We start from the raw sequence: 11,937 nt of genomic DNA on the forward strand, positions 1-11,937 counted from the left end.
CCCATATTCCCCGGACGTCCGCCGATCCCGTCCGGCGAGTTGTGACGTCACAGGATGCCATGGAGCGCAATGTGATGATCAGTCCGGATGGTGACAGGATCGGTGACAAGATCCACCGGGCCGCCGCCCGCCGGTCACTCCTGGTGCGTGAACGCCACCATCGCCGCCTCCCGCACCTCCGGCTCCGCGTGCCGCCTCAGCCCCCGCAGCACCGCACGCCACTGTGCCGGCCAGTCACAGCGCCTGCCCATGGCCGCGGTGAGCGCGACGGCGAACAGCCCCGGAACCAGGGCGTCGTCGTCCGCGAGCCCGCGTACGGCCTCCAGCACCACGGCGGGATCCCGGACCAGCTCGCCGTACCAGTTCCCCTCGCGCAGCGAGTTCGCCGTCGACGCGGCCAGCCCGGGCCGGCCCTCGTGGGCCGCCACGAGGGTGTCCAGGGCCGCCCGCAGCTCCGGCAGCTCCGCGCGCAGGTCGACCGAACGGCGCAGCAGCGACACCCGGACCGTGGCCAGGGCGGGTTCTCCGGCGAGCTGCCGCACCAGGGCCGCGCGCAGCTCCCGGTGTTCCGCCGAGACGATCTGGCACAGGAACCGGACCCGCTGGAGGGCCGGCAGGTCCCGTTCGGCCCCGGCCTCCGGGTCCGCACCGGACCGTACGACGGCCAACAGCTCGGCCACGGCACGGTGGAACTGGCTTCCGGGCTCGCCGCCGCCGACGGGGTGCGGCAGCCCCGAACCGGCGATCTTCTCCAGCGCGGTCGCCGCGGCCTTCCAACCGCGGTCCGGCGCGAGGTCGCAGACGGCCTGTCGCACGGGGTCCGCCGCCTCGGGCGCGTACGCGACCCAGTCCGGCAGCGCCGTGATCGCCTGAGCGGCCACGGACCGGTGGGGAGAGGCGGCGAGGAGCGCCACCAGCCGGGCGTAGTGCGGCCGGTGGCGCCGGTCCACCCGCAGCGTCGGGGTCTGCACGATCACGGCCCCCGCCTCGCGCGTTCCGCTCGCCGCGGCCGTCTCCAGCAGGGGCCAGACCTCCCCGGTCGACAGGAGCCCGATCGCAAGGCCCACCGCCGCGGTCACCACATCGGGGTGGCTGTCCTCGTCGCCCGTGATGCGCGCCAGCAGCGCCACGGCCCGCCGGGGTGGCAGGAACCGCACGGTCAGCCGGACCGCCTCCTTGCGGCTGGTCACCTTCACGCCCGCGGTCTTGCCCAACAGCCCGTCCAGCAGCTCCGCGAGCCGCGTCGGCGCGGTCGCGGCCGCGGCCCGCCCGGCGGCGTACACCGCGACGCGGGCATGGTCGTCACCCGCGTGCGCGAGCAGTTCGGGCAGCACCGCCGCCGGCTCCGCCGTCCGGGCCGAGGCGGCGAGCGCGGTCTCCGCGAGCAGCGTGTCCGCCGAGCGCGCGTGCCGCCGTACGAGCTCCAGCCCGTGGTCGGGGATCCGCGCCGCGAGGCGCAGGACTGCGGCCCGTTCGTACACCGCCCGGGACTCGTCGCCGACGGCGACCTCGGCCAGCCAGGCCGCCTCCTCCTGCTGGCGGGGCACCCACCGGCCCGCCTCGGCCAGCCGGGGGAGCGGCCGAACGGAGCCCTCGCGCAGGAACCGGCCGTACGGCGGGCGCGCGGCGAGTACGGAGTCCAGCAGATCGGTGCGGTGCGCCGACAGCACGTCCAGTACGGGCGACAGCGCGACCGCCGAAGGCTCCCGCTCCAGCAGCGCGGCCACCCGCTCGCCGCGCGTCCCCGGATCCGACAGCCAGACCCGGGCGAGCTGCGGGAACACCCCGTCGGTGCACCGCCGCAGAGCCTCGTCGAGCATCCGCTGGAGCTCCGGCATGCGGTGGCCGCGCTCTCCCAGGTGTTCCGCGAACGTGAGCAGCGGCTGATGCTCGCCCTGGGCCGCGCGTACGTCGAGCCAGGGGCGCAGGAGGTCGAAGACCTGCCGGGCCCGGCCGGGCGGCAGCACGGTCCCGTAGCCGCCGTGCACGAGGCGGCCGGTGCGGACGGTGAGCTCGTGGAGGGTGCGCAGCGCCCAGTCGAGCAGTACGGAAGGGGGCGCCGGGTCCTGCAGCACCGCGAACACCAGCTGCTGCAGGGCCCGGTGGGTCTCGGAGGAGCAGTCGCGGGCCTCGACGGCGTCCAGGGCGATCCGCTCCAGGGAGGCGACCGCCGTCCCGGCGGCGAGCAGCGGCACCGGCACCGCCGCCAGCGCCGTCAACGCGGCGGCGCGCACGGGATCGCGGTCGTTGCGCAGCCGCCCCGTCATCAGGTCGAGCACCTCGCCGAGGGCTTCGGCGTCGCACGCGTGCACCGCGTTCTCGACGAGCCGCGGCCAGGCCGCCCGGCGGATGTCGGCGTCGGACCGCCGTGTTGCGGCGAGGAGTTCGGGCCTGGCTTCGGCGACCGGAAGGTACGCCACCTCTTCGAGGAGCCGTTGGATCGGCCACGGCTTGCGGCGGCCGCGGTCCGCTTCGCGCCGAGCCTCCGCCTCGCGGCGCTCGCGGGGGAGCACGGCCAGGAGGCTGCGGTCGCTGGGCCCGCGCCGGGCGGAGGTGTGCGCGGTGGCCGTGTCGTGGAACTCCTCGCGCCGGCCCGGGGGCAGCGCCTTCAGCAGCGCGGCCAGGTGCCCGGACTGCGCCCAGCGGCGGCCGAGGGCGGGCAGGGACGGCGGATCGGCGCGGACGAGCTGTCGCAGGCGGGAGGGCGCAAGGAGGTACTCCTGGTACCCGCCCGCCCGCTCGGGCGCGGTCAGCCACCGTACGAACCGCTCCGCGTCGGCGGCGATCAGATGGCCGACCCCGCCCTCCAGAGGCTGCGGCAGCCGGCCCGGTCCGTACCGCTCCAGCAGCTCGAGCACGCGCTCCGGTGCGGCGGGCAGGGCCGCGGCCACGCCCGGCGCCCGGCGGTGCCACCAGCCGGTGCGCAGGCTCTCCGGCAGCTCCTCCAGTTCGGCCGCCGCCTGGTCCAGGACCGGGCCGGGATGGCAGCGGCCCAGCCGGACCCAGTGCGTGACGGCGTGGGCCAGCTCGGGCAGCAGGGCGGAGACGAACTCCGGCCCGCAGGCCGGGAGCAGGGAAGCGGCCTCGCCGTCGCCCCACTCGGCCCGCAGGACGGGCGTCAGCCGCTGCGCGAGCGCCCGCCGCGAGCCGCGGAACACGGCCAGCGACAGCTCCCGGCGGATCGCGGCGGAGGCGTCCTCGTACGCCGCCTCGATCGCCTGGTCCGGCACGGGCAGCGTGCGCACGGCCCGTAGGGCGAAGGACCGCACCACCGGGTCCGGGTCGGCCAGCCGCTGCGCCAGGTACTCGGTCTGCCGCCCCGCCAGTGCCGCCAGCGCGGCCAGCCGCCGCTCGTACCGGCCCCGGCCGGCCAGCTCGGCCAGCACGCCGGGCAGTTCGCCACTGCGGGCGAGGTCCCGGGCGGTGGTGGCGAGCAGCCGCAGCCGGTCGGCGTACGGGAGCGGATCGAGTGCGGCGAGCAGGTGTTCGACAGGGTGTGGCATGGGGGCCAGTGTGCCCAGCGGGGCCGCTGGGGAGATAGCGGATTTCGCGGTGCCCGCGTACGGCAGAGAGCCCGGGCAGCCGTCGTACGGCCGCCCGGGCTCTGGTGTGCGCCGCAGCGCGCCGGTTACACCGGCATGGGCACGGACACGAACCGCTTGCCCGATTCGTTCTCGACCACGACCTCCTTGACGTCGGTCGGGTCCACCGCCGCCGAGCCGTCCAGCGAGGCGCCCTTGCCCTCGCCGTTCTGGATGCCGACGACCCAGCTGCCCGCGGTCGTGCGCTTGCCGTCCTTCCCGACGACGATCAGCAGGCAGCGCTCCCCCGGCGGGATCCCCGCCACGGCCGCGTGCACCCGGACCCACTTGGCCGCCGGTGTGACCTGTACGGTCATCCGCGCATTGGTGCGCACGTCGGTCGCCGAGGCCACCTTCGTACCCGCCGGCGGCGGCGAAGGCTGTGCCGAGACCGACGGTGTGGGCGGCGGTGGCAGGGCCACCTGCGTGCCGTCCGCCGAGCCCAACTGCGCCCCGGCCCAGAACACGGCGGCCAGCGAGGCCGCCGCGGCCAGTCCTGTGATGCCCCATCGTCGGCGCCGCTCGCCCGACGCCTCGTTGCGCATCTGCCGCAGCGTGCGCTGGAGCAGCAGATCACCGCCCTGCGGCGGTCCGTCGAGGAAGGCCTCCGCAGGCACCTCGCCCAACGCCGCTTCCATCTCGCGCAACGCGGCCACCTCCTCACGGCATTGCACGCAGCCGCTCATGTGCTCTTCGACCCGGCGGACGTCCTCCGCCTCCAGGACGCCGAGAACGTACGGGCCGAGCAGTTCCTCCTCGTGCCGCTGCCGGTTCATGCCACCACCTCACGCAGTCCGGCGGGCTGCTGGGGCGGCCTGCCCATTCGATTGCCCTCCCTGGTACTGCCTTGTCGGAACACCTCGCGCAGTGCCTTGAGGGCGTAGTGCGCGCGGGATTTGACCGTGCCCGCCGGGATGCCGAGGCTGTCGGCCGCCTCGGCCACGCTGAGCTGGCGGTAGTACAACTCCTTCAGCACGTCCCGGTGCTCCGGGGACAGCTGGTCGAGCGCACCCAGCACGGTCATCGTGTCGACCACGGAATCGGCGTGGTCCAGCTCGACCGGGGGAGCGGCTGCGGCCCCGGAAACCTCCGCGGGGCGGGCGGCCTTGGCCCGGTAGCGGTCGGTGATGATGTTGCGGGCCACCGTCAGCAGCCAGCCGCGCACCGAACCCTTTCCGTTGACCAGGACCTCGGAATGCCGCCAGGCCCGGATCAGGGTCTCCTGGACGACGTCCTCGGCCGTGGCCCGGTCACCGGTCAGCCGGGTGGCGTAGGCGAGCAGGGCGTGGCCGTGCTCCTCGTAGACCGACCTGATCAATGCCTCGTCGGTCGAGCCCCGCCGCGTGCGGGGCCACAGTGGTCCGGCCATCTCACCCTCTCCGTCTTCCTCGCCCATCTGGTGCGGACAGAACACGCCTCCCGACGGGACCTGGTTCATGTGACCCCCGTCACTTCGACGGAGCGGCCCTCAGGTGCGGCAGCCGAGCCCCTCGTTGAGGCATTCGACGATCGCGGCCATCTGCTTGTCCGCCATGGCGTCCACGAACATCGCGTGGTCCGTCTTCGGGCTGTGCCGCTGCTCGGGGAAGGAGTCGACGGCGACCGGCACGCCCGGCGCCACCTCGTACGCGAGGGAGATGCGCAGCTGCGGCACGGCGAAGGTGCCCTGCGGGCAGACGCCGTTGGCCGCGGGGAAGCCCAGGTGCGAGCGGTGGCCCGGGCTGTCGGTGTCCAGTCCGTTCCAGCAGCTGGGGAAGACGAGCGTACGGGTGAGGCGTTCGCCGGCGGGGCAGCGCGGGTAGCGGGTGGTGAACCGGTCGGGGGAACCGGAACAGCCCCAGCGGGCGCGGACATCGGCGTCGCTCGCGGCGGTGTACGCGACCGCGTCGCCGGTCATCGCGCGCAGGAAGCGCGGCATCGGCACGACCTTGCCCACCGGACTGCCCCGGAACTCCACGGAGACCGCCGCCTCGGGCAGGATCTCGCCCGAGTTGCCGTGCCCGGCGGAGCCCTCGTGAGGGTGGCTGCCCGCCCGGTCCAGCCGGCGCAGGACGGGCCAGTAGTACGTGGACCGGTCGCCGCCGCGGCAGCTGGTCGCGGCGGCGGACAGGGAGGCATCGGTCGACATCGCGTCCGTGGACAGGTTCCCCACGTACGCGTGGGTGTGGTGGGCGCCCGAGCGCAGTCCCGGCGACACGACCAGGTTGTCCTCGTTGTAGTGGCGCTCCTCGTTGTGTCCGCAGTCCACCGTCACGGTGCCCGTCGAGGCGTCGGGCCCGGCCGACGGCTCGCGGGGGCCGGGACGTACGTCCTGTATGTCCACGTAGTCACGGGAGTTCATCCCGGAATGCGGCGTCCCGTCAGGGCTCGCCACCCGGGCAGCGCCCAGCACGGCGGCGGTCAGCCCGATGCCGAGCACCAGGCAGACGAGCAGTGTGAGCAGTCGGCGTTCGTTCCGCATGCGGGTCACGGTCGCCGCTGCGCGCCGCAGCGTCAACCTGCATCCGCATGTCGGCCGGCCGGTCGCCCGGGCGCTTGCCCGGTCGGCGGCGACCGCGCACAGTACCCGGCATGACACCCGCTGAGCTCCTGCACGCGTTCGCCCGCACCCGCGCCTCGCTCGACGGCGCCGAGGTGACCTTCTGGTGGTCCGGGGACGTCCACTCCTGGGCCCCCGACCAGCCCTATCGGCGCCTCTTCGGCTTCGAAGGCGTCAACGTCGCCCGCCTCGTCGAGGACCCGGAGACCGGCGGCTTCCAACTGCTCACCAGGGAGGCCGCGTTCTACCTGGATCCGCAGACCCGGGAGATCCTGGACACCTGGGAGGGCAAGCCGGTGATCCACATCTGGAACGATCCGGCCAATCTGCGGCTGCGGCCGTTCCCGGTCCCGCTGACCGAGCTCGGGGACCAGGTCTGCTTCAGCCTGGAGATCCCGCTCGCCTACCCCTCGCCGCTGCCGGTCGCCGAGTACCCGCTGAACTCCGCCGACGACACGTACAAGGCCCTGGAGCTCTTCCAGTTCTTCGCGCCGCGCTCGGTGCTGAGCACCGACGAGCCCGGCGTCCCGTGCACCATGTCCTGGATGCGGATGTCCCCGTGGCTCCCCTGGATGGAACGGGGCCAGAGCCCGGGCGGACTCACCTACCACTGCCGGGGCCGCAAGCTCGCCTCCTACGCCGAGGTGCCGGAACGCACCCGCGCCCACATCGCCGCCCACCACCCCGAGTACGCGCACGCCCCGGAGAAGTGGACCGAACCCAACGAGACCAGCTGGACCTACTTCCGCAGGCACCACGAACCGCAGCCGCAGCCGCAGCCGCAGCCGCGGCCCTGACCGGGCTCCGGCCCCGTACGGCGCAGCCCGGGATGCGGCCCGTGCCCGGTTCCGAAGATGATGGTCACGACCCGGCAGCGGGCTCGTACGCGCGCGTCGATCGGTCGATCGCATGTGCCGCCGACACCCGACGCCACCGCCGTCCCGTTCGCGGCCATGAGCGGCCTCAGCCCAACAGCGCGGGTGGAGGAGGAGTTGTGGCACCTCTGGCTCGGATTCCCTTGGACGGCGGGCGCGGTCTTCTGATCGAGGCCCGGGCCGGATCGGAGGCGTTGGAGGGGCCGGTGAAGGCCGGTCGCCTCAGCGACGCCATCCACGACCTGCCAAAGACGCTGCAAGAGGCTCTGGTTCCGATCACGGAGGCGGTCCGCGCCACGCTCGAGCAACTGCGCAAAGCGCAGCCCGACGAGATCGTCGTCGGATTCGGCGTGGACCTCGCCTTCGAGGCCGGGGCGGTGATCACCAAGACCGGCGCCGGCTGCCACTTGAACGTGACGGTCGCATGGAAGGCATCCGGCGCCGCCCGGCCGGGCCCGGACGGCAGCGCGGGCTGACCCGGGTGGACAGCGCTGCCGAGGGGCCGGATGCCACCGGGGGGTCGCAGAGCGACCACACGCCGGGAGCGGGACTCTCGCCCGCGGTGGCCCAGATCCTCGGCGCCGACGGGACGGTGGCCGGCGCGGGCTTCCTGGTGGCCAAGGACATCCTGGTCACCTGCGCGCACGTCGTCACCGGGGCCGGATCCGGGCCCGGCGGGAGCGTACGGCTGGTCTTCCCGCAGGCGGCCGGCGCGCCCCGGGTGGAGGGACAGGTCCTCGAGGAGCCGTGGCGGGCTCCGCAGGACGAGGACGTGGCCGTCGTCCGCCTGAGCAGGGCCCTGCCGGACGTGGAGCCGGTTGCGCTGGGCCCTGCCGCAGGCAGCGAGGGCCACAAGGTGCTCTCGTTCGGGTTCCCCGCCCAAGCCCCGCCGGGCGGGCACTGGGGCTACGGCGTGGCCGGCCCCTTGCTGGCGGCCGTCGAGGGCAGGAGCGAGCGCCTCCAGCTGACCGACGCCAACGACCTGACCACCGGGTTCAGCGGCGGGCCGATCCTCGACACCAAGACCGGCCTGGTCATCGGCATGCTCACCGAGATCACCGCCCCGGACGTGCACGAGCGGGGGCTGGGCATCGCCTACGTCACCCCCGTACGGGTCCTGCGCGGGGTCTGGCCCGATCTGGTGGAGCAGGACAGGTGCCCCTACCAGGGGCTGGAGCCGTTCAGCGCAGAGCAGGCCCGCTGGTTCGAGGGCCGGAAGGACGCCGTACGCCAGGTCATCGCGAGCCTCGCCCGGCACCGGCGGGTGACCCTGCTGCTCGGGCCCTCCGGTTCGGGCAAGTCCTCCTTGGTCGAAGCCGGCGTCCTGCCCGTGCTGGCCGACGGCGGACTGCCCGGCAGCGACCACTGGCTGCACGTCATCGCCCGGCCGCGGCAGAACCTGCTGCTCGAAATCGAGCGCGCCGGGCTGCCGGGGGCCGCCACCGCGGGGGTCGCCGCAGCCGTCACCCGCAGGCTCGAGGCCGAACCCGTCCACGAGCGCGTCGTCCTGGTCATCGACCAGTTCGAGGAACTGCTCGCCCCGTCCGGCAACGGCAGGCAGCACGCACACCGCCAGGCCGCGACGGACCAGATCGCCGAAGCGGTGAAGTCGCAGGCCGAGCTCAGCGTGATCCTGGTCATGCGCGACGACTTCTACCCCCAGCTGGCGGCCCTGGCCCGGATCGTGGAGGCGGCGATGCCGGGGCTCCTCAACGTACCGAGTGCGCTGAGCCAGGAAGACCTGCACGACATCATCACCAAGCCCGCCGAGGACCTGGGAGCCCATTTCGAGCACGGGCTGCCCGAGGAGATCATCAGCGACGTCCTGGACATCGCGCCCGAGGGCGCTGCGACCCGCGAGGCACCCGTCACCGCGCTGCCCCTACTGGAGCTGACGCTCAGCCAGCTCTGGCAGAGGCGCCGGGACGGATACCTCACGCACGAGGCGTACCGGCGCATCGGCGGAGTCAGGGGCAGCATGACCACGTGGTGCGAGACGGCCCTCAACCGGCTGCCCCCCGACCACCGGCTCATCGCGCAGCGGATCCTGACCTCCCTGGTGCGGCCGGCCGACCCCGCCCACCACATTCCCGCCATCCGCGCGCAGGTCCCCTTGCACGAACTGCGCGACCTGGCAGCCGACCCCCACGCCGGCCCCGACGCCGGCGAGGCCTTCGACGAGGTGCTGGACGCCCTCACCGGCTACCGCATCATCACCACGCACACGCCCCGCACTCCCGGCGGCGCCGACACACCTGCCGGCCCGCCGGTCGCCGAGCTGATCCACGACGCGCTCATCCAGGACTGGGGCACGCTGCGCGAGTGGGTCAGCCAGGACCACCGCTTCCAGGATTGGCTCGAGGGCACCCGCGAACGGCAGGAACGCTGGAAGAAGAGGAGCGATCCGGGGGACCTGCTCGGGGGAACAGCGCTCGCCGAAGGCCTGGAGTGGCAGCAGCAACGCCGTCTGCCGCGCGACATCTGGGACTTCCTCATGGCGAGCCAGCAGCGCCAGCTGGCCGTCATCCGGCGCAGCAAGATCACCATCGTGGTCCTCACCGCCCTGCTCGTCATGGCGCTCGTCGCCGTGGGCGTAGCCGTCCAGGAGTGGCGGGCGGCCGAGGTCCAACGCCGTACGGCCCTCTCCCGCGAGCTGGCCGCCCAGTCCGGCACGCTCATCACCGACAACCCCGACCTTGCCGCGCTGCTGGCCGTCAAGGCGTACCGCGCGAGGCGGACCCTCGAATCGATCAAGAGTCTGGACGTTGCCGCCGCCCTCCCGTTGCGGCGGCGCTTGTCCGACCACACGGGACCGGTGTGGTCGGTGGCGTTCAGCCCCGACGGGCACACACTCGCCACCGGCAGTACCGACAGGACGGTGCGGTTGTGGGATGTGGACGCGGGCACGAGCCGCCCCCCGCTGTCCGGCCACCGCGGCGTGGTGCGTTCGGTGGCGTTCAGCGCGGACGGTCGCACGCTCGCCACCGGCAGTGGCGACAGGACGGTGCGGTTGTGGGATGCGCAGACCGGTGCGCTGCGCAGAACGCTGTCCGGCCATACCGGCGCGGTGCGGTCGGTGGCGTTCGGCCGGGACGGCTCGCTCGCCAGCGGCGGTGAGGACGGGACGGTGCGGTTGTGGGACATGGCCACCGGTACGGCGCGTACGCTGCGCGGCCACACCGGACCGGTGGTCTCGGTCGCGTTCGGCCGGGACGGCACGCTCGCCAGCGGCGGTGAGGACGGCATGGTGCGGTTGTGGGACGTGGGCGCCGGTACGGCGCGTACGCTGTCCGGCCACACCGGACCGGTGGAGTCGGTGGCGTTCAGCCCCGACGGGCGCACTCTCGCGACGGGCAGCCTCGACGGCTCGCTGCGGTTCTGGGACGTGCGTGCAGGCACGAGCCGCCCCCCGCTGTCCGGCCACGGCGACGGCGTGTGGTCGGTGGCGTTCAGCCCGGACGGGCGCACTCTCGCCACGGGCAACTCCGACCGCACGGTGCGGTTGTGGGACGTGCGAACAGGCGCGAGCCGCCCCCCGCTGCTCGGCCACGGCGACGGGGTGTGGTCGGTGGCGTTCAGCGCGGACGGCACGCTCGCGAGCGGCGGTGACGACAAGACGGTGCGCCTGTGGGACACGGACACGGACATGAGCCGCCCCCCGCTGTCCGGTCATACCGGTCCGGTGTGGTCGGTCGCGTTCAGTCCGGACGGGAGCGAGCTCGCGACCGGCAGCGAAGACAAGACCGTGCGGTTGTGGGACGGGAAGTCCGGCAGCCTCCTCAGAACGCTGCCGGGCCTCGGCGCGCCGGTGCGGGCGGTGGCGTTCGGCCCGGACGGGCGCACCCTCGCCAGTGGCGGTGACGACAGGGCGGTGCGGTTGTGGGACCTGGACTCCGGCACGGCCCGCGCGCTGTCGGGCCATACCGGCGCGGTGCGCTCGGTGGCGTTCAGCAGGGACGGCACGCTCGCGAGCGGCAGTGACGACAAGACGGTGCGGTTGTGGGACGGGGAGTCCGGCAAGCTCCTCAGAACGCTGTCCGTCCGCACCGGCAAGCCGGTGCGCTCGGTGGCGTTCCGCCCCGACGGGCACATCGTTGCCACCGGCAGCACCGACGGCTCGGTGCGGTTGTGGGATGCGCAGACCGGCAAGCTCCTCAGGACGTTGTCCGGCCACACCGACGAGGTGGGCTCGGTGGCGTTCAGCCCCGATGGCCGCACCCTGGCCACGGGCAGCCTCGACGGCACCGTGAAGTTGTGGGACGGGAACACCGGCGGGCATCTCGGCACCCTGCCGCGCTCCACGTACCCGGTGCATGCGGTGGCGTTCAGCAAGGACGGGCAAACGCTCGCCACCGGCGGCGACGACTCGGACGTGTGGTTGTGGCACGTGGCCACGCGCAAGGTCCGCAGCAGGCTGTCCGGCCACACCGCCGTGGTGGGCTCGGTGATGTTCAGCTCCGGCACCCTCGCCAGTGGCAGCAAGGACGGAACGGTGCGGTTGTGGGTCGTCCGCGATCCCGACGCGTCGATCGAGGAGATCTGCCGGTCCGTCAACCGGGTCCTCACCGAAGACGAGCGCAAGTCGGTCGGCAGCGTGTGCCCGACCCGCTGAGGCCGCGCCGCGGCGCACAGGACCTCGAGCGAACGCAGCCCTGCACGGCCTGACCCGTGACCCGGGACAGGCAGTGCTGCGCTGTGGACAGGAGTATCGCCCGAGTTCGGGCTGACATGTTCGGCTTTGCCCCATCCCCGCTCTGCGGCTGCTGCCGGAGGCCGCCTCGAGGTGTGGTCGGCCCGCGCCGTACGGGCACCCCCGCGGGAGGGTCCTGAGGGGCGGGAGATAGGGTCCCCGGGAGGTGTAGGGGGGCGTCAGGGGGGTGGACAAGGGTTTTCCCGGTATCGGGTTCATCCTCGCGTTGCCTACTGTCTGCCCACCGGCGAT

The 11,937-nt window shown here is 73.6% G+C and carries 7 protein-coding genes; 3 read left to right on the forward strand and 4 right to left on the reverse strand.

From position 1 onward, the window contains the following. Positions 1 to 134 precede the first annotated feature (134 nt). From OG299_RS34935 to OG299_RS34950, 4 genes are all read right to left on the reverse strand, one after another. Positions 135 to 3,503 (reverse strand): hypothetical protein, encoded by a 3,369-nt coding sequence (locus tag OG299_RS34935; RefSeq protein WP_327363665.1) that lies wholly within the window; start codon positions 3,501 to 3,503, stop codon positions 135 to 137. 125 nt (positions 3,504 to 3,628) lie between these two features. Then, a complete protein-coding gene (locus OG299_RS34940) occupies positions 3,629 to 4,357 on the reverse strand; it encodes an anti-sigma factor (protein ID WP_266632169.1) in 729 nt (242 codons plus the stop codon). Beyond that, on the reverse strand, positions 4,354 to 4,950 hold the full coding sequence (locus OG299_RS34945; protein ID WP_053787647.1) for a sigma-70 family RNA polymerase sigma factor: 597 nt from the start codon (positions 4,948 to 4,950) through the stop codon (positions 4,354 to 4,356). The genes OG299_RS34940 and OG299_RS34945 overlap by 4 nt, the downstream gene beginning before the upstream one ends. A 99-nt stretch (positions 4,951 to 5,049) precedes the next feature. Further along, a complete protein-coding gene (locus OG299_RS34950; RefSeq protein ID WP_266632173.1) occupies positions 5,050 to 6,042 on the reverse strand; it encodes a DUF1996 domain-containing protein in 993 nt (330 codons plus the stop codon). Positions 6,043 to 6,152: 110 nt separating this feature from the next. Between OG299_RS34950 and OG299_RS34955 the strand changes: the two genes are divergently transcribed. The 3 genes from OG299_RS34955 (at position 6,153) to OG299_RS34965 (ending at position 11,607) form a co-directional block, all read left to right on the forward strand. After that, positions 6,153 to 6,917: a DUF1838 family protein gene (locus OG299_RS34955; protein ID WP_327363666.1), complete on the forward strand. Its 765-nt coding sequence runs from the start codon at positions 6,153 to 6,155 to the stop codon at positions 6,915 to 6,917. 197 nt (positions 6,918 to 7,114) lie between these two features. Next, the gene (locus OG299_RS34960; protein WP_327363667.1) at positions 7,115 to 7,471 is read left to right on the forward strand and encodes a CU044_2847 family protein; all 357 of its coding nucleotides are present in this window, start codon (positions 7,115 to 7,117) and stop codon (positions 7,469 to 7,471) included. Further along, the gene (locus tag OG299_RS34965; protein ID WP_327363668.1) at positions 7,420 to 11,607 is read left to right on the forward strand and encodes an nSTAND1 domain-containing NTPase; all 4,188 of its coding nucleotides are present in this window, start codon (positions 7,420 to 7,422) and stop codon (positions 11,605 to 11,607) included. The genes OG299_RS34960 and OG299_RS34965 overlap by 52 nt, the downstream gene beginning before the upstream one ends. The last annotated feature ends 330 nt before the right edge of the window (positions 11,608 to 11,937 follow it).

Origin of the sequence: Streptomyces sp. NBC_01296 (assembly GCF_035984415.1) — a bacterium.
GTDB lineage: Bacteria > Actinomycetota > Actinomycetes > Streptomycetales > Streptomycetaceae > Streptomyces.